This window comes from Burkholderia sp. YHN3-13, assembly GCF_055810675.1.
This window is the reverse complement of the sequence record NZ_JBVVNQ010000011.1, coordinates 151,327-167,750: the sequence shown is the minus strand read 5'-3', so window position 1 is coordinate 167,750 and position 16,424 is coordinate 151,327. Positions and strand designations below refer to the sequence as shown.

The 16,424-nt window shown below is 67.3% G+C and carries 19 protein-coding genes; 7 read left to right on the top strand and 12 right to left on the bottom strand.

Annotation, left to right across the window (positions count from 1 at the left end; all coding sequences use genetic code 11):
• Window positions 1–95: 95 nt before the first annotated feature.
• The 8 genes from AC0KUR_RS23980 to AC0KUR_RS23945 form a co-directional block, all read right to left on the bottom strand.
• Window positions 96–1,478 (bottom strand): replicative DNA helicase, encoded by a 1,383-nt coding sequence (locus AC0KUR_RS23980; RefSeq protein ID WP_006486249.1) that lies wholly within the window; start codon window positions 1,476–1,478, stop codon window positions 96–98.
• Between the two features lie 135 nt (window positions 1,479–1,613).
• The gene (rplI, locus tag AC0KUR_RS23975) at window positions 1,614–2,066 is read right to left on the bottom strand and encodes a 50S ribosomal protein L9 (protein WP_039366989.1); all 453 of its coding nucleotides are present in this window, start codon (window positions 2,064–2,066) and stop codon (window positions 1,614–1,616) included.
• Window positions 2,067–2,093: 27 nt separating this feature from the next.
• The gene (gene rpsR, locus AC0KUR_RS23970) at window positions 2,094–2,369 is read right to left on the bottom strand and encodes a 30S ribosomal protein S18 (protein WP_011657068.1); all 276 of its coding nucleotides are present in this window, start codon (window positions 2,367–2,369) and stop codon (window positions 2,094–2,096) included.
• A 4-nt stretch (window positions 2,370–2,373) separates the two neighbouring features.
• Window positions 2,374–2,673 (bottom strand): primosomal replication protein N, encoded by a 300-nt coding sequence (priB, locus tag AC0KUR_RS23965; protein ID WP_034188684.1) that lies wholly within the window; start codon window positions 2,671–2,673, stop codon window positions 2,374–2,376.
• A 40-nt stretch (window positions 2,674–2,713) separates the two neighbouring features.
• Window positions 2,714–3,088, bottom strand: coding sequence for a 30S ribosomal protein S6 (gene rpsF, locus AC0KUR_RS23960; protein WP_004193673.1), 375 nt, complete (start codon window positions 3,086–3,088; stop codon window positions 2,714–2,716).
• A gap of 241 nt (window positions 3,089–3,329) precedes the next feature.
• Window positions 3,330–4,220 carry an anti-sigma factor family protein gene (locus tag AC0KUR_RS23955; protein WP_034188685.1) on the bottom strand — a complete coding sequence of 297 codons (891 nt, stop codon included), beginning with the start codon at window positions 4,218–4,220 and terminating at the stop codon, window positions 3,330–3,332.
• Window positions 4,210–4,851 carry an RNA polymerase sigma factor gene (locus AC0KUR_RS23950; RefSeq protein ID WP_034188686.1) on the bottom strand — a complete coding sequence of 214 codons (642 nt, stop codon included), beginning with the start codon at window positions 4,849–4,851 and terminating at the stop codon, window positions 4,210–4,212. Before AC0KUR_RS23950 ends, AC0KUR_RS23955 begins: the two co-directional genes overlap by 11 nt.
• 162 nt (window positions 4,852–5,013) lie before the next feature.
• Complete coding sequence (locus AC0KUR_RS23945; RefSeq protein ID WP_031399242.1) at window positions 5,014–5,925, bottom strand: LysR family transcriptional regulator; 912 nt, start codon at window positions 5,923–5,925, stop codon at window positions 5,014–5,016.
• A 172-nt stretch (window positions 5,926–6,097) separates the two neighbouring features.
• On the opposite strand from AC0KUR_RS23945, the gene gcl reads away from it, so the two are divergent.
• Genes gcl through AC0KUR_RS23930 form a run of 3 tightly spaced genes read left to right on the top strand, consistent with a single transcriptional unit; the run spans window position 6,098 to window position 9,660 of the window.
• Window positions 6,098–7,873, top strand: a complete 1,776-nt coding sequence (gcl, locus tag AC0KUR_RS23940; protein ID WP_034188687.1) for a glyoxylate carboligase — start codon at window positions 6,098–6,100, stop codon at window positions 7,871–7,873.
• Window positions 7,874–7,915: 42 nt separating this feature from the next.
• On the top strand, window positions 7,916–8,725 hold the full coding sequence (gene hyi / locus AC0KUR_RS23935; RefSeq protein ID WP_034188688.1) for a hydroxypyruvate isomerase: 810 nt from the start codon (window positions 7,916–7,918) through the stop codon (window positions 8,723–8,725).
• A 41-nt stretch (window positions 8,726–8,766) separates the two neighbouring features.
• Complete coding sequence (locus AC0KUR_RS23930) at window positions 8,767–9,660, top strand: 2-hydroxy-3-oxopropionate reductase (protein WP_034188689.1); 894 nt, start codon at window positions 8,767–8,769, stop codon at window positions 9,658–9,660.
• 274 nt (window positions 9,661–9,934) lie between these two features.
• Here AC0KUR_RS23930 and AC0KUR_RS23925 read toward each other — a convergent pair whose 3' ends face one another.
• Window positions 9,935–10,081 carry a hypothetical protein gene (locus AC0KUR_RS23925; protein ID WP_185732866.1) on the bottom strand — a complete coding sequence of 49 codons (147 nt, stop codon included), beginning with the start codon at window positions 10,079–10,081 and terminating at the stop codon, window positions 9,935–9,937.
• A 37-nt stretch (window positions 10,082–10,118) separates the two neighbouring features.
• Between AC0KUR_RS23925 and lysM the strand changes: the two genes are divergently transcribed.
• Window positions 10,119–10,589, top strand: a complete 471-nt coding sequence (gene lysM / locus AC0KUR_RS23920) for a peptidoglycan-binding protein LysM (protein WP_034188690.1) — start codon at window positions 10,119–10,121, stop codon at window positions 10,587–10,589.
• An 88-nt stretch (window positions 10,590–10,677) separates the two neighbouring features.
• Here the strand turns inward: lysM and AC0KUR_RS23915 are convergent, their stop codons facing one another.
• Window positions 10,678–11,700 (bottom strand): asparaginase, encoded by a 1,023-nt coding sequence (locus AC0KUR_RS23915; protein WP_473376497.1) that lies wholly within the window; start codon window positions 11,698–11,700, stop codon window positions 10,678–10,680.
• Window positions 11,701–11,971: 271 nt separating this feature from the next.
• On the opposite strand from AC0KUR_RS23915, the gene AC0KUR_RS23910 reads away from it, so the two are divergent.
• From AC0KUR_RS23910 to AC0KUR_RS23900, 3 genes are all read left to right on the top strand, one after another.
• Window positions 11,972–12,262 (top strand): PsiF family protein, encoded by a 291-nt coding sequence (locus AC0KUR_RS23910; RefSeq protein ID WP_011549641.1) that lies wholly within the window; start codon window positions 11,972–11,974, stop codon window positions 12,260–12,262.
• 270 nt (window positions 12,263–12,532) lie between these two features.
• Window positions 12,533–12,982 (top strand): membrane protein, encoded by a 450-nt coding sequence (locus tag AC0KUR_RS23905; protein ID WP_034188692.1) that lies wholly within the window; start codon window positions 12,533–12,535, stop codon window positions 12,980–12,982.
• 231 nt (window positions 12,983–13,213) lie between these two features.
• The gene (locus AC0KUR_RS23900; protein WP_034188693.1) at window positions 13,214–13,801 is read left to right on the top strand and encodes a BPSL1445 family SYLF domain-containing lipoprotein; all 588 of its coding nucleotides are present in this window, start codon (window positions 13,214–13,216) and stop codon (window positions 13,799–13,801) included.
• A gap of 105 nt (window positions 13,802–13,906) precedes the next feature.
• On the opposite strand, the gene AC0KUR_RS23895 is transcribed toward AC0KUR_RS23900, so the two are convergent.
• Both AC0KUR_RS23895 and AC0KUR_RS23890 read right to left on the bottom strand, forming a co-directional pair.
• A complete protein-coding gene (locus AC0KUR_RS23895; RefSeq protein ID WP_034188694.1) occupies window positions 13,907–14,971 on the bottom strand; it encodes a glycosyltransferase family 4 protein in 1,065 nt (354 codons plus the stop codon).
• Between the two features lie 237 nt (window positions 14,972–15,208).
• Window positions 15,209–16,384 (bottom strand): AAA family ATPase, encoded by a 1,176-nt coding sequence (locus tag AC0KUR_RS23890; RefSeq protein WP_473376496.1) that lies wholly within the window; start codon window positions 16,382–16,384, stop codon window positions 15,209–15,211.
• Between the last annotated feature and the right edge of the window lie 40 nt (window positions 16,385–16,424).

The window sequence follows — 16,424 nt, the reverse complement described above, 5'->3', positions numbered from 1 at the left end:
GACATTGTACCGTTTTCGGTTGCGACGCGACGCGCGCATATGCGCGCGCCGGGATTGGATACAACGTTTGGCGATTTAGGCCTTTACAAGCGGCGTCACTCGCCGTAGAAGGTCTGCGCCCCTGCAAAGTTATCGAACTTCGTATATTGACCCAGGAACGTGAGCCGAACGGGGCCGATCGGACCGTTACGCTGCTTGCCGATGATGATCTCGGCCGTTCCTTTGTCTGGGCTGTCCGGATTGTAGACTTCATCGCGGTAAATGAACAGGATCACGTCCGCATCCTGTTCGATTGCGCCTGATTCGCGCAGATCGGACATCACCGGACGCTTGTTCGGGCGCTGTTCGAGGCCGCGGTTCAGCTGCGACAGCGCGATCACCGGCACGTCGAGCTCCTTCGCGAGGCTCTTCAGCGATCGCGAGATTTCCGAGATTTCGGTCGCGCGGTTCTCGCCCTGCGACGAACCCGACATCAGCTGCAGGTAGTCGACGATGATCAGGCCGAGCTTGCCGCATTGCCGCGCAAGACGCCGCGCGCGCGAGCGCAATTCCATCGGGTTCAGGCCGCCCGTCTCGTCGATGAAGAGCTGCGCCTCGCTCATCTTCTGCACCGCATGCGTCAGCTTCGGCCAGTCCTCGTCCGTCAGCCGGCCCGTCCGCATCCGGTGCTGGTCGAGCCGGCCGATCGAGCCGAGCATACGCATCACGAGCTGGGTGCCCGGCATTTCCATCGAGAACACCGCGACCGGCAGCCCGTACTCGACCGCGACATATTCGCCGATGTTCATCGAAAACGCGGTCTTGCCCATCGACGGCCGTCCCGCCACGATGATCAGCTCGCCGCCGTGCATCCCGGACGTCATCCGGTCGAGGTCGACGAAGCCCGTCGGCGTGCCCGTGACGTCGCTCGGATTCGCGGTGTGGTACAGCGTGTCGATCCGCTCGACGACCTGCGTGAGCAGCGGGCCGATCTCGAGGAAGCCCTGGTTGCCGCGCGCGCCCTCTTCCGCGATCGAGAACACCTTCGATTCGGCTTCGTCGAGCAGCTGACGGACTTCCTTGCCTTGCGGATTGAACGCGTCGGCCGAGATTTCGTCGGCAACCGACACGAGCCGGCGCAACACCGCGCGATCGCGCACGATTTCCGCATAACGACGGATGTTCGCGGCGCTCGGCGTGTTCTGCGCGAGGGCGTTCAGGTACGCGAGGCCGCCCACGTCGTCGGCCTTGCCGGACGTGGTCAGCGCTTCGTACACGGTCACGACGTCGGCCGGCCGCGTCGACGCGATCAGGCGGCCGATGTGCTCGTAGATGATCCGGTGGTCGTAGCGATAGAAATCGCCCTGCGACAGGAAGTCGGCAATCCGGTCCCATGCCGCGTTGTCGAGCAACAGGCCGCCGAGCACCGACTGCTCGGCTTCGACCGAATGCGGCGGGACTTTCAGCGATTCGATTTGAGGATCTTGCGGCGCGTTCATGGGTTGGGATTATCGCGAATAGATCGCTGCAGCGCTACCGCTCAGGCGATCGGGCAATAAAAAAGGCAGGCCCCGGTTGCCCGGGCGCCTGCCCTTGTCCGGACGACGGAAGCCGCCCGGAAAGCCTGCGTACGCTTACGCGTGGTCGCCGATCACGTTGATCGTGACGTCGACGACGACGTCCGTGTGCAGCGCGACCTGCACGCTGTGCTCGCCGATCATCTTCAGCGGGCCTTCCGGCATGCGAACTTGCAGCTTCTCGACTTCGAAACCTGCCTTCTTCAGCAGTTCCGCGACGTCGCCGTTCGTGACCGAGCCGAACAGACGGCCGTCAACGCCCGACTTCTGCGTGATTTCGAACGACTGGCCGTTCAGCTTCTCGCCGACTGCCTGCGATGCCGCCAGCTTTTCAGCGGCGATCTTTTCGAGTTCAGCGCGGCGCACTTCGAATTCGGCGATCGCTTCCTTCGTTGCACGGCGAGCCTTGCGGTTCGGGATCAGGAAGTTGCGAGCGTAACCGTCCTTGACCTTGACGATGTCGCCGAGGTTACCCAGATTGGCGACTTTTTCCAACAGAATGATTTGCATTCGAATTCTCCTTATTGCGTCGCCTGATTACGCCTTGTGCTGATCGGTGTACGGCAGCAGCGCGAGGAAACGCGCACGCTTGATGGCCGTATCCAGCTGACGCTGATAGTGCGCCTTCGTACCCGTCAGACGAGCCGGCGTGATCTTGCCGTTTTCGCCGATGAAGTCCTTCAGCGTTTCCGTGTCCTTGTAGTCGATCTGGTCGACGCCTGCAGCCGTGAAACGGCAGAACTTCTTGCGCTTGAAGAGCGGGTTTTGTTGCTGACGACGCTTGTCGAATTTCTTACCAGTCGGGCGGGGCATGATTTCAGTCCTTTCCAATGTCCTGCAATGCTGTGATGTGAAACACCAAGGTTCTCGCGTTGCGGCTTTTCTTGGCCAGGAAGCCCGTGAACAGCGTTTCGACGCCCATTTCACGACTCTCCAGCCTGCCGCTCGCCTCACCGGCCGCCACCGCCTCGATCGTCATTTCGACCTGACGGGGGATGCCTGCCTCGACGACTTCCGTGCGGTGCTGCAATGTGGCGCTAGCGATCGGAACACCTGCCGGCGTATATCGCACCGGTGCGCGTTCGACGACGCTCGCCGTCAATTGCAACCTGTTCACGAGAGTGGCGCGCTCCTTGATGGCTTAATGAATGACGAACTTAAGCCTGCGCTTCGGTCGGCTGAGCTGCAGCCGCCTTCTTGGCTTCTTCGCGCTGAACTTCCTTCATCATCGGCGACGGGCCGGTTTCGGCCTTCTTCATCTTGACGATGAGGTGACGCAGCACGGCGTCGTTGAACTTGAACGCGTGTTCGAGTTCGTCGAGCGTCGTCTGGTCGCACTCGATGTTCATGCAGACGTAGTGAGCCTTCGCGAGTTTCTCGATCATGTAGGCCAGTTGGCGACGGCCCCAGTCTTCGACACGGTGGATCTGGCCACCGTGCGACGTGATCGTGGACTTGTAGCGCTCGATCATCGCGGGCACTTGCTCGCTTTGATCCGGGTGCACGATGAAGACGATTTCGTAATGACGCATTACACACTCCTTGTGGATTAAAGCCACCCGGGCGTCTGAACCGGTGTGGCAAGTGAGAAGCCGAAGATTCTAACCCGATTACGGGACGCATGCAAGGCCAATCAACGATCGGCGCGCGGATTCGGCCATGTTTTCAAAGACTTGAACGGACGGGCCGGCGCACGTGCTCGCCTGTCGGCTCTTTTTATCGGGGCCCGAACGCCGGCCGCGCGCGCGGCGGGGCGCGGCCGGCGTCGCGCCATCACTCGCCGCGCGTGCCCGACAGCCGCGCGTCGAGCGCCGTCCGGAACGCCGTGAGCGCCGACGGCTCGGCGTCGGTCACGGCCCACCACGTCATCCCGGCCGCGTCCCAGCGGTCGAGCGCATAGCCCTGCGACACGGTCGTGTACGGGGCCGCCGGCCCTTCGCCGGCCGGCCGCACGTAGACGTCGATCACGTGCTGCCGGTAGCGGTACACGAGCACCGCGACGCGACGCCGCCCGACGTAGTCGAGCCGCCCGCCAACCAGCGCGAAGCCGTCCGCCGCGAGATCCTCGACCGGCGGCGCATAGTCGAGCCGGCCGTTGAACCATGGCTTGACCGTGTGGCGGTCGGTCGAGATCACGTCGATGTCGCGCGCCGACAGGCCGGCCCGCACGTGGCTCGAGACGAGTTCGTCGACGGTGCGGTCGGTGTCGGCATGGCGCGCGGACAGCGTCATCCCGCCCGCCGCCGCGAGCGCCACCAGCAGCGCGACGCCCCAGCCGAGCCCCGGCCATGCGGCGACGCGCGGCCCGGCGCCGGCCGCGGCAGGCCGTGTCGGCCCGCCCCGCCCCGCCAGCCAGGGAAACCAGCCGCGACCGCGCGGACGCGGCTGCGATCGAGGCTCGGGCCGAAACCCCGCGCCCGCCGGCTCGCGAACGGGCGCGTCGGCCGCGGCCGGCAGACCGGCCAGGATGCCCGCCCGCAGCGCATCCGGCGCACGGTGGTAATCGGCCTGCCGCACGGCCTGCACCAGCGTGACGATCCGCGCGCGTTCGCGGCGGCACGCATCGCACCCTTCGACATGCTGCTGGACCCGCAACGCATCGGGCGCCGACAGCTCGCGGTCGACGTCCGCGTCCAGCAACGCGCGCGCTTCGTTACAGTCCATCGATAGCCTCCGATGCGGTTCCGCCGGCCGGCGTACGGGCCGGCCTGCCTTCGGGCGCCGGTGCCGGCACGCCGCCCAGCAGCGCGGCGAGCTTGCGCCGGCCGCGCGCGAGCCGCGACATCACCGTGCCGACCGGCACGTCCGCGATCGCCGCGATCTCGCGGTAACTCAGGTCCTCCATCTCGCGCAGCACGAGCACCTCGCGGTACTCGGGCGGCAGCTTCGCGAGTGCCGCATTCACGAGCCGCACGTTCTCGCCGCGCAGCAGCTGCGCGAGCGGATCCTCCGCCGCCGGCTGCCAGTCGTCGGGCACGTCGGTGTCGTCCAGCGTATCGGGCAGCGCGACCTCGTGCGCATGCGTGCGGCGCCGCCACTCGGTGTACCAGGTGTGGCGCACGATCGTCAGCAGCCATGGCCGCGCGTTGTCGCCGCGACACGAATCGACGAAGCGCAGCGCGCGCATGCACGCGTCCTGCACGACGTCGTCCGCGTCGCCGGCATTGCCGCTCAGCCAGCGCGCGAGGTTGTACGCGGCGTCGAGATGCGGCAGCACGAGCGTGCGAAACCGCTCGCCGCGCGCGACCGCGTCGTCCGCCGCCCGTTCATCGACCGCCTGTCCGGCTTGCCCCACATGGCCTCCCTGGTCCCGGCGGCCGATGCCGCGCCCGTTCCGCGCACGGCGCCCGGACAGACCGGCAGCGTGCGCGCTCGATGACCATACCGTTGCTGCGTCGAGTTTATTCCCGCGCCGGGGGCACGAAGCGAAAAAAAGCGCCGGGGCGCCCGCCGCTCGTTACGGCGTGGTGCTCCAGTAGCCGGGGCGCGCATACGCGGCCCTCAGGTAGTCGATGAAATAGCGCACGCGCGCCGGCACGTAGCGCTGCTGCGGGTAGACCGCGAGGATGTCGTAGTCGGGCAGCGCGTATTCGTCGAGCACGGTCTCCAGCTCGCCCGTCTCCAGCTGCGCGGCGATTTCCCAGGTCGAGCGCCAGCCGAGCCCGAGCCCCTCGGCCACCCAGCGGTGCAGCAGCTCGCCGTCGTTGCAGTCGAGGTTGCCGGTCACGCGCATCGTCGCGATCTTGCCGTGGCGCTGGAAATACCAGCCGCGGTTCTGTCCGCCCTGCAGGTTGAAAGCCAGGCAGTTGTGCTTCAGCAGGTCGTCGAGCGATTTCGGCCGGCCGTGTCGGCGGAAATACCCGGGCGTGCCGCAGACGACGCGCCGGTTCGACGCGAGCTTCACCGCGACGAAGTTCGGATCGACGGCGCCGCCGATCCGGATCGACAGGTCGTAGCCTTCGCGCACGAGATCGACGACGCGGTCGGTCAGGTTGAACGACAGCTGCATCTCGGGCTTGTCGGCCAGAAAGCCGGGCGCATGCGGCGCGACGTGCTTGCGCCCGAATGCGGCCGGCGCCGAGACGATCAGGTGCCCGCTGACCGCGCGCCGCCCGGCGGCCAGCTCGTTCTCGGCCTGGTCCCATTCGGACAACAGCCCGCGGCAGCGCTCGAGGAACGCGGCGCCCTCCTCGCTGACCACCAGCCGCCGCGTCGAGCGGTACATCAGCTTCACGCCGAGGCGTTTCTCCAGCGCGTCGATGCGCCGCCCGAGCACCACCGGCGACACCCCCTCCTCGAGCGCCGCCGCCGCGAGGCTGCCGGCATCGGCAACCCGCACGAACGTCTCGATCTGCTTGAAGCGATCCATCTCCTGTCTCCGTCTCTGTTCCGGCCCCGCGAGAAGCCCCGTCAGGCCGTCATTCCATACTTTTAGTTTCGAAATAAGCGACTTGGGCGGATCTTATCAAACCTTTCCTGCATCCCTAAAGTGTCCCCAACAGACCCATTCGCAAGATCCACCACATATCAAGGAGACATTCATGGCCAAGATGAGAGCCGTCGACGCGGCAGTGCTCGTGCTCGAGAAGGAAGGCATCCAGACCGCGTTCGGCGTGCCGGGCGCGGCGATCAACCCGTTCTACTCCGCGATGCGCAAGTCCGGCGGCATCAGTCACGTGCTGGCGCGCCACGTCGAAGGCGCATCGCACATGGCCGAAGGCTTCACGCGTGCGGCGCCCGGCAACATCGGCGTGTGCATCGGCACGTCGGGCCCCGCCGGCACCGACATGATCACCGGCCTCTACTCCGCGTCCGCCGACTCGATTCCGATCCTCGCGATCACCGGCCAGGCGCCGCGTGCCCGCCTGTACAAGGAAGACTTCCAGGCCGTCGACATCGAGTCGATCGCGAAGCCCGTCACGAAGTGGGCCGTCACCGTGCGCGAACCGGCGCTCGTGCCGCGTGTGTTCCAGCAAGCCTTCCACCTGATGCGCTCGGGCCGTCCGGGCCCGGTGCTGGTCGACCTGCCGATCGACGTGCAGCTCGCCGAAATCGAATTCGACATCGACACGTACGAACCGCTGCCGGTCTACAAGCCCGCGGCCACCCGCGCGCAGATCGAGAAGGCGCTCGCGATGCTCAACGACGCGGACAAGCCGCTGATCGTGTCGGGCGGCGGCGTGCTCAACGCGGCGGCCGAAGACCTGCTCGTCCAGTTCGCCGAAACGATCGGCGTGCCGGTGATCCCGACGCTGATGTCGTGGGGCGCGATTCCGGACGACCACCCGCTGATGGCCGGCATGGTCGGCCTGCAGACGTCGCACCGCTACGGCAACGCCACGCTGCTCGCGTCCGACTTCGTGCTCGGCATCGGCAACCGTTGGGCGAACCGCCACACGGGCAGCGTCGAGGTCTACACGAAGGGCCGCAAGTTCGTGCACGTCGACATCGAGCCGACGCAGATCGGCCGCGTGTTCGGCCCGGATCTCGGCATCGTGTCCGACGCGAAGGCCGCGCTCGAGCTGTTCGTCGCCGTCGCACGGGAATGGCAGGCCGCCGGCAAGCTGAAGGACCGCGGCGCATGGGTCGCCGAATGCCAGGCACGCAAGCGCACGCTGCAGCGCAAGACGCACTTCGACAACGTGCCGGTCAAGCCGCAGCGCGTGTACGAAGAGATGAACAAGGTGTTCGGCCGCGATACCTGCTACGTCAGCACGATCGGCCTGTCGCAGATCGCCGCCGCGCAGTTCCTGCACGTGTTCAAGGCGCGCAACTGGATCAACTGCGGCCAGGCCGGCCCGCTCGGCTGGACGATCCCCGCCGCGCTCGGCGTGCGTGCCGCCGACCCGAGCCGCCCGATCGTCGCGCTGTCCGGCGACTACGACTTCCAGTTCATGATCGAGGAGCTGGCGGCCGGCGCGCAATTCAAGCTGCCGTACGTGCACGTGGTCGTGAACAACTCGTACCTCGGGCTGATCCGCCAGGCCCAGCGCGCGTTCGACATGGACTACTGCGTGCAGCTCGCGTTCGACAACGTGAACGCGCCGGAACTGAACGGCTACGGCGTCGACCACGTGGCCGTCGCGGAAGGCCTCGGCTGCAAGGCGCTGCGCGTGTTCAAGCCGGAAGAGATCGAGCCGGCGCTGCGCCAGGCGCAAACGCTCGCGGAACAGTTCAGCGTGCCGGTGGTCGTCGAAGTGATCCTCGAGCGCGTGACGAACATCTCGATGGGCACCGAAATCGACGCGATCAACGAATTCGAGGATCTCGCCGAGAAGGCCGAGCACGCGCCGACCGCGATCTCGATGCTCGACTGAACCGCCGGACCATTTGACTGACCGACCGAAGAGGCTTAGCTCATGCCGAAGTTTGCTGCAAACCTGACCATGCTGTTCAACGAAGTGCCGTTCCTCGACCGCTTCAAGGCGGCCGCCGACGCGGGCTTCGACGCCGTCGAGTTCCTGTTCCCGTACCCGTACGCGAAAGAGGAACTCGCCGAGCGGCTCGAGACGCACCGCCTGCGCCTCGTGCTGCACAACCTGCCCGCCGGCAACTGGGACCAGGGCGAGCGCGGCATCGCCTGCCTGCCCGATCGCGTCGGCGAATTCCAGGAGGGTGTCGGCCGTGCGATCGAGTACGCGAAGGCGCTGAAGGTGCCGCAGCTGAACTGCCTCGTCGGCATTCCGTCGGCAAGCACCGCGCGCGACAAGACGTTCGTCACGATCGTCGACAACCTGCGCTTCGCGGCCGACGCGCTGAAGCGCGCAGGCATTCGCCTGCTCGTCGAGCCGTGCAACAGCTTCGACATTCCGGGCTTCGCGCTGAACCGTTCGTCGGAAGGCCTCGACGTGATTCGCGCGGTCGGCTCGGACAACCTGTTCCTGCAGTACGACATCTATCACATGCAGCGCATGGAAGGCGAACTGGCCGCGACGATCGAACGCAACCTCGCGTCGATCGGCCACGTCCAGCTCGCGGACAACCCGGGCCGCAACGAGCCGGGCACGGGCGAGATCAACTACGCGTTCCTGTTCGCGCTGCTCGACCGGCTCGGTTATGCCGGCTACGTCGGCTGCGAATACAAGCCCCGCACCACCACGACGGAAGGCCTCGGCTGGCTGCAAAGCGTCGCCGGCTGCGCACCGGGCTCGGCGCGTCGCGCCGCCTGAGTCGTCCCCTTCCCGTCATCCGCCCAATAGGAGACTTTCACATGGCAACCATCGGTTTCATCGGCCTCGGCATCATGGGCGCGCACATGGCGCGCAACCTGCTCAAGGGCGACCACCAGCTCGTCGTGAACGGCGCGTTCCCGATCCCGGACGATCTGCGCGCGAGCGCGAAGGTCGTCGCGAACTCGACCGAAGTCGCGCAGCACGCCGACATCATCATCTCGATGGTGCCGGATACGCCGGACGTGCGTAACGTGCTGTTCGCCGACGACGGCGTCGCGAAGGGTCTGACGGCCGGCAAGCTCGTGATCGACATGAGCTCGATTTCGCCGCTCGACACGCAGGCATTCGCGAAGCAGATCAACGCGCTCGGTTGCGACTACCTCGACGCACCGGTGTCCGGCGGCGAGGTCGGCGCCCGCGAAGCGACGCTGACGATCATGGTCGGCGGCCCGGAGAAGGCGTTCGAGCGCGCGAAGCCGCTGTTCGAGAAGATGGGCAAGAACATCACGCTCGTCGGCGACAACGGCGCCGGCCAGACCTGCAAGGTCGCGAACCAGATCATCGTCGCGCTGAACATCGAGGCCGTCGGCGAAGCGCTCCTGTTCGCCGCGCGCTCGGGCGCCGATCCGGAGCGCGTTCGCCAGGCGCTGATGGGCGGCTTCGCCGCGTCGCGCATCCTCGAAGTGCACGGCGCGCGGATGACGAAGCGCACGTTCGATCCGGGCTTCCGCATCGAGCTGCATCAGAAGGACCTGAACCTCGCGCTCGACGGCGCACGCAAGCTCGGCCTCGCGCTGCCGCATACGGCCAGCGCGCAGCAGCTGTTCAGCGTGTGCGCATCGCACGGCGGCAAGGCATGGGATCACTCGGCACTCGTACGCGCGCTCGAGATCATGTCGAACTTCGAGATCGGCCAGACGCCGGCCGCGTAACGCGACTGCCGCACCGCGCGTTTCCGCTGCAATGGCGGAGGGGCGCGACAGACGTGCGCGAACCGGCCGCGGCCGGTCGCATCGATGCGCGGACACGCGCGCATCACGGTGGGGCGCCCCGCCCTGCATCGCCAACGGCGTGCGGGACGGGGCGAAAAACGCCGCTCTGGGCTGAGAGCGGCGTGGTGGGGTCCGCAGCGGCACCCGGCGGCGCCGGGGAAGCCTTGGTCGGTCAGACGTCGTCGTCGGGTGTCCGCCTGTCGGATTTCGCGTATTACATTTCTTTACGTTCGAGCGCGCGATTTTTCATGCAATCGTCGCGCTGAACGCCTACACTTTCGCCACGCCTTTCGAGAAAACCGCCGCGCTTGCGTTCACGTTCGTGAATGCGCCCAGCGCGGTGTTTTTTTCGCCACTTCATGGCGCGTTTTCTGTTCAACCACCTAAGGAGTGCAGCGATGGGTCTTCTTTCGTTTATCAAAGAGGCGGGTGAAAAACTGCTGGGTCATGCCGATGCGCAAGCAGCGGAAGATCCGAATGCCGCAAACCAGACCGCGGCCGATGCGATCAAGAATTACATCAACTCGCAAGGGCTCGACACGTCGAACCTGACCGTCGCGTTCGACGGCGCATCGCGCACCGTCACGCTGTCGGGCAGCGTCGCCGACCTCGACACGAAGGCGAAGGTCAAGGTCGCGGCCGGCAACGTGCAAGGCGTCGCGGGCGTCAACGACGACGATCTGCAGCCGGACGATCCCGAAGTGCAGTATCACGACGTGAAGCCGGGCGACACGCTGTCGGCGATCGCCAAGGAAGTGTATGGCGACGCGAACAAGTATCCGGCGATCTTCGAAGCGAACAAGCCGATGCTGTCGAGCCCGGACCGGATCTACCCGGGCCAGAAGCTCGTGATTCCGCCGCAGTCCTGAGCAAACTTGCCGGACTGATGCAAAAAAGGCAGGCCGATGGCCTGCCTTTTTCATGGGCGCCGCGCGCCGCCCGACCGGCCTGTCGCCGTTACAGCGTGTCGAATGCGCGCTGCAGCGCGTCGCGACCGACAATGCCGTTCGCGAGCGCGAGCATCAGCAGCACGCGGGCCTTGAACGGATTCAGCGAGCCCGCGCTGACGAAACCGAGCGCATCGTCGCTCGCGGCGCCGTTGCGCATCACATGCCCCGACCCGACGCGCGACGCGCGGACCACCGCCACGCCGGCCTTCACCGCATCGGCGAGCGCCGCCTGCAGCGTCGCATGGATCGACCCGTTGCCGGTGCCCGCGACGACGAGGCCGCGCACGCCGGCAGCCACGAGCGCGTCGACGGCCGTGCGCGTGACGCCCGCATAGCTCGCGACGACTTCGACGGGCGGCCACGCCGCGGCGATCGCCAGCTGCGAGTCGCGCGAACGCGTGACACGGCGCGCGAATTCGACGCGGCCGTCCTGCACCCAGCCGAGTGCGCCCAGTTCCGGCGACTGGAAGGCGTCGACCGCATAGGTGCTCGTCTTCACGACGTCGCGCGCGGCGTGGATCCGGTTGTTGAACGCGACCAGCACGCCTTGCCCGCGCGCGGCCGGATGGCCGGCCACCGTCACCGCGTTCAGCAGGTTGAGCGGGCCGTCGGACGACAGCGCGGTCGCCGGCCGCATCGCGGCCGTCAGCACGACCGGCTTGTCGCCCGTCACGACCAGATGCAGCGCGTACGCGGTTTCCTCGAGCGTATCGGTGCCGTGCGTGATCACGATGCCGTCGATCGCCGGATCGGCCATCAGCGCGTCGATCCGCGTGGCAAGCGTGTTCCACAGCGGCAGCGCGAGATCCTTGCTGTCGATGCTGGCGATCTGCTCGGCGTCGATGCGCGCGACCGACGCGAGCGCCGGTACCGCGTCGACCAGGAAATTGACGCCGAGCGCGCCGGCCTGGTAGCCGGCCGTGCTGGCCGCGTCGGGCGCGGCGCCGGCGATCGTGCCGCCGGTAGCGAGCACGGCGATGCGCGGCAGCGCCGCCGCGGACGAAGGGGATGCGGGATTCGGAGTATTCATGGCCGCGATTGTAATGGCTCGCGGCCGGGATCCGGCAGGTTCCGGCGCGGCGGCCGATGCCGGCGGCCACGCGTCATGGTTTGTCCCGATCGCCCGGTCGCGCGCGCGGTCAACGGCCGTGGCGTCCGCAACGTTATAAAAAGTGCCGTTGTGGTGTTTTCACATGGATTTGCCATAATCGGAGCGCACGGCGCGATGCGGCCCTATCCGCAACGCGGCGTGCTTCGTGACGGCGTCGATAACACGCAATTCACCCCATGGGAGTGTCGAAATGAAAATCCAATCGCTCGTAGCCGCAGTGCTGCTCGGCGGCATGCTGGCTTCCCCCGCATTCGCGGCGAACAGCCAGCAGGACAAGATGAAGGCCTGCAACACCCAGGCAGCCGGCAAGACGGGCGACGAACGCAAGGCGTTCATGAAGGACTGCCTGTCGGCGAAGCCCGCGAAGGCGATGACGCAGCAGGAAAAGATGAAGGCGTGCAACACGCAGGCCACCGGCAAGAAGGGCGACGACCGCAAGGCGTTCATGAAGAGCTGCCTGAGCAATCAGCCGGCCGCCTGAGTTCCGGCGCTCCCGTATCGAATGCCGCGCACCGCTTCGGCGGGCGCGGCATTTTTCGTTTTCGTTGCACGCGCATCGACATGCGCGTTTCCCCTCCGTCCTCCCCCTTCCCGCCCCGCTTTTCCGGCCCGCTGCCCAGGCACCGCCACATGGTGCGGCAATTCGCCGCGTTTTCTTCTATGATGGCTGCAACGCGGCCCACCCAAGTACAAGAAGCGCCATCGGGCCGCCCTCGAGACGGACGCGCACGCGCGTCAAACGGAGGCTTGGATGGCATGGAGACAACACCGCTGGTTCCGCCGCTGGCTGATCGTGATCGTGTTCTGGGCCGTGCCCGTCGCGATCGTCGCCGTGCGCGAGATCCGCGAGGAAATGGCCTACAACAAGGCGGACCTGCAGCTCGCGCTGACCACCTGGCAGCTCACTGAAGCCCAGCAAGCCGCCGGTGCCGCCGCGAAGTGCCACGGGGATCCTGACGAGGCGCGCGCGGCCGGCTGCCCGGCCGACGTGCTGGCCGCCAACGCGCCGCGCCAGCAGGCGGCCCGCGACGAATACGTGGTGCGCCGCAATACGCTCGCCGGCTACCTGTGGCATGCGTTCGTCGGCTACTGGGTCGTCCCGGCCGCGTTCCTGTTCGCATGCGGGGTCGTGATCGCGCTGATCCGCCGCGCGCTGCGCCGCCCGCCGATCAAGCCGCCCGTCCCGCCCGTCACGCATTGATGTGCGGCGCAAACGCCGCCCTCCCGTCGATCGATCGACCGCCGCCGTGCACCGAATCCACCCGGCGCGCTGGCGCCGGTCCGTCCGTTGGCGCGCCGCGACACCCCCGCGCGATTTGACGCTTTTTCACGTGCCGACGAAAAGAGGCTGTAATCCGCTGTGTTATAACTGCCGACGTGATCCGCTCCATGAGCGAGACTCACTCCGAACATCATCCGATGGAGAAGAACGATGCAAAAACGGAATCTTGTGCTGAAAGCCGCCGCTGCGCTCATCGTCGGTAGCCTCGCGCTCACCGGTTGCACCACCACCCCGGACAAGCCGGACAACGCCGCCACCAACGCGTCGAAGCGCCAGTCGATCGACGCGAGCGTCGACGCCACGCTGTCGCGCATGTACTCGACGGTCAAGGGTTCCCGCGAACTCGTCGCGAAATCGCGCGGCGTGCTGGTCTTCCCCGACGTGATCCAGGCCGGCTTCATCGTCGGCGGCCAGTCGGGCAACGGCGCGCTGCGCGTCGGCGGCAGCACGGTCGGCTACTACAACACGTCGTCGCTGTCCGTCGGCCTGCAGGCCGGTGCGCAGTCGAAGGCGATCGTGTTCCTGTTCATGACGCAGGAAGCGCTCGACGAATTCCGCGGCTCGGACGGCTGGGCAGCCGGCGCCGGCGCTTCGGTCGCACTCGTGAAGATGGGCGCGAACGGCGCCGTCGACACGACCACGGCCACCGCGCCGGTCCAGGTCGTCGTGCTGACGAACGCGGGCCTGATGGGCGACGTGTCGATCAACGGCACGAAGGTCACGAAGCTCAAGATCTGACGCTGACGCACCGCCCGCGCGCGCCGCGCGCGGGCCATGCGCAAACGGCGATGTCCTGGCGGACATCGCCGTTTTTTCATCCGTCCGCGTGCCGCGTCGGCGCGTTCAGGTCGTCGAGTCGATCACCTTGAAGCGCGAGCGCTTCTGCGCGCGGATCACCGACTGGTAGACGTCGACGTACTGCTGCGCCATCCGGCGCGACGTGAAGCGCTCCTCGAAGCGCTGCCGCACGCGCGCACGCGGCAGCAGGTGCAGCCGGTTCACGGCGGCCACCGCGCTGATTTCATCCTCGACGATGAACCCCGACACGCCCTCGTCCACCACCTCGGGCACCGCGCCGCGATTGAACGCGACCACCGGCGTGCCGCACGACATCGCCTCGATCATCACCAGGCCGAACGGCTCCGGCCAGTCGATCGGAAACAGCAGCGCATGCGCGCCCGACAGGAACTCGGCCTTCTGGTGATCGGCGATCTCGCCGATGTATTCGACGTGCGGCAGCGCGAACAGCGGCTTGATCTCGCGCTCGAAGTACTCCTGGTCGGCCGCGTCGATCTTCGCGGCGATCCGGATCGGCAGCCCGCACTGGCGCGCGATGCGGATCGCGGTATCGACGCGCTTTTCCGGCGAGATGCGGCCGAGGAACGCGAGATAACGCGGCTCGACCGGTTGTGGCATGTACAGCGTGTCGGGCAGCCCGTGATAGACGGTCGTCAGCCATTTCGCCTGCGGCAGCGGCTGGCGCTGCGAGTTCGAAATCGAGATCACCGGCGCCGTGTTGAACGTGTCGAACACCGGCTGCTGCTCGGGCAGGTCGAGCCGGCCGTGCAGCGTCGTCACGTACGGCGTTTCCTGCCGGTTGAAGACCGAGAACGAGTAGTAGTCCATGTGGAAATGGAGCACGTCGAAATCCTTCGCGCGGCGCGCGACCGTCTCCATCAGCAGCATGTGCGGGGCGACGCGGTCGCGGATCGACGAATCGAGCCGCAGCGCGCGCGGCCACACGGGCTCGAGCCGGGCCCGCGTCGTCGAGTCGCCGCTCGCGAACAGCGTCACGTCGTGGCCAAGCTCGACGAGCGCCTCGGTGATGTAGGACACGACGCGCTCGGTGCCGCCGTACAGCTTCGGCGGCACGGATTCGGTCAGCGGGGCGATCTGCGCAATTCTCATGGTCCACGTCTCCTGTGTCCTTCCCTGGCGGCCCGGCCGGCGGGCGATCGCGCATTGCGCGCGCCCGACCCTTGCAGTGCTGGCCGGCAAGGCGCCAGCCGCCTATCCCGACATTATTCGCGATCCCGCTGCCGGGAGCCGCCCGTCTTGCATTTTATGGGCGTTGTTACAGACAGGATACATTCCGTTCGCGGGGCAGCCGCCTCCACCGCGCACGGCCGAATCGATCCGGCCCCGTCAACGCGACGGCCACTTCCAGGCCGGCAGGTCGCGCGTGTCGGCATCGACGAGCGCGGTCGCGCCGAGCTGCTTGTCGAGCACCAGCGATTCGCAGCCGACCTCGCGCTCGAGCGTCGCGATCAGCCGCGCCGCGTGCGACACGACGAGCACCTGCGAGCGCCGCGCGGCCTGCGCGATCAGGCGGCCAAGCGCGGGCAGCAGATCGGGATGCAGGCTCGTCTCCGGTTCGTTCAGCACCATCAGCGCCGGCGGGCGCGGCGTCAGCAGCGCGGCCGCGAGCAGCAAGTAGCGCAGCGTGCCGTCGGACAACTCGGCCGCCGCCAGCGGCCGCAGCAGCCCCGGCTGGCGCATCAGCACGTCGAACCGGCCGCGGCCGCCCGGATTGTCGATCTCGACCGACGCACCGGGAAACGCGTCGTCGATCGCCGCGTCGAGCGCGGCCGCGTCGCCGATTTCGCGGATCGTCTGCAGCGCGGCGGCCAGATCGGCGCCATCGTCCGCGAGCACCGGCGTGTGGGTGCCGATGTGCGACTGGCGCGCCGGCGCCTGCGCATCGGTCCGGAAATGGTCGTAGAAGCGCCACGAACGGATCCGCTCGCGTACCGCGATCATCTCGGGCGCGCCGGTCGGATCGGCGAATTCGGTCATCATGCTGTCGAAGCTCGCGACCGGCTGCGGAATCGTCCACCAGTCGCCCGACGCGGTGCGCGCGCGGATCTGCGCGCCCTGCCGGTCGACCAGCAGCGTCGACGGACGCGGCAGCGCGCCGGCCCAGATGCATTCGCGCTTGACCACCGGATCGAGCGCGAACCGCGAATGGCTCGCGACCGGCAGGCCGAGATCGATCGAATAACCGAAGTCGGCGCACGCGAAGCCGAGCTTCAGGCTCACGGGCCCCTTGCGCACCGTGCCCGTCACCGGCGCATCGCCGTCCAGCATCGCGCGCGAGAAGCGCTCGGGGCCGGCCCACAGCGTCGACGGCAACCCGCCCTCGCGGGCGAGCGACGGGATCACGCGGCCCTGCGCGGTGTCGGCGAGCAGCCGCAGCGCGCGGTACACGCTCGACTTGCCGCTGCCGTTCGGCCCCGTCACGACGTTGAGCGCCGCGAGCGGCACGATCAGCTCGCGCAGCGAGCGGTAATTGGCGATGGCAAGCGTCTTCAGTGCGGTCATGGGAAGAGGGGAATCCTCCGTGGCGGACAGGCGCCGGGCC

Bases quoted from the DNA above. Each gene is read 5' to 3' on its own strand.
- AC0KUR_RS23945 (WP_031399242.1), bottom strand. From the start codon at position 5,925: ATGGATCGCTTCAAGCAGATCGAGACGTTCGTGCGGGTTGCCGATGCC.
- AC0KUR_RS23930 (WP_034188689.1), top strand. From the start codon at position 8,767: ATGGCAACCATCGGTTTCATCGGCCTCGGCATCATGGGCGCGCACATG.
- hyi (WP_034188688.1), top strand. From the start codon at position 7,916: ATGCCGAAGTTTGCTGCAAACCTGACCATGCTGTTCAACGAAGTGCCG.
- AC0KUR_RS23890 (WP_473376496.1), bottom strand. From the start codon at position 16,384: ATGACCGCACTGAAGACGCTTGCCATCGCCAATTACCGCTCGCTGCGC.
- AC0KUR_RS23955 (WP_034188685.1), bottom strand. From the start codon at position 4,220: ATGGACTGTAACGAAGCGCGCGCGTTGCTGGACGCGGACGTCGACCGC.
- gcl (WP_034188687.1), top strand. From the start codon at position 6,098: ATGGCCAAGATGAGAGCCGTCGACGCGGCAGTGCTCGTGCTCGAGAAG.
- rplI (WP_039366989.1), bottom strand. From the start codon at position 2,066: ATGCAAATCATTCTGTTGGAAAAAGTCGCCAATCTGGGTAACCTCGGC.
- AC0KUR_RS23910 (WP_011549641.1), top strand. From the start codon at position 11,972: ATGAAAATCCAATCGCTCGTAGCCGCAGTGCTGCTCGGCGGCATGCTG.
- rpsF (WP_004193673.1), bottom strand. From the start codon at position 3,088: ATGCGTCATTACGAAATCGTCTTCATCGTGCACCCGGATCAAAGCGAG.
- lysM (WP_034188690.1), top strand. From the start codon at position 10,119: ATGGGTCTTCTTTCGTTTATCAAAGAGGCGGGTGAAAAACTGCTGGGT.
- AC0KUR_RS23905 (WP_034188692.1), top strand. From the start codon at position 12,533: ATGGCATGGAGACAACACCGCTGGTTCCGCCGCTGGCTGATCGTGATC.
- AC0KUR_RS23980 (WP_006486249.1), bottom strand. From the start codon at position 1,478: ATGAACGCGCCGCAAGATCCTCAAATCGAATCGCTGAAAGTCCCGCCG.
- AC0KUR_RS23915 (WP_473376497.1), bottom strand. From the start codon at position 11,700: ATGAATACTCCGAATCCCGCATCCCCTTCGTCCGCGGCGGCGCTGCCG.
- AC0KUR_RS23900 (WP_034188693.1), top strand. From the start codon at position 13,214: ATGCAAAAACGGAATCTTGTGCTGAAAGCCGCCGCTGCGCTCATCGTC.
- AC0KUR_RS23895 (WP_034188694.1), bottom strand. From the start codon at position 14,971: ATGAGAATTGCGCAGATCGCCCCGCTGACCGAATCCGTGCCGCCGAAG.
- AC0KUR_RS23925 (WP_185732866.1), bottom strand. From the start codon at position 10,081: ATGAAGTGGCGAAAAAAACACCGCGCTGGGCGCATTCACGAACGTGAA.
- rpsR (WP_011657068.1), bottom strand. From the start codon at position 2,369: ATGCCCCGCCCGACTGGTAAGAAATTCGACAAGCGTCGTCAGCAACAA.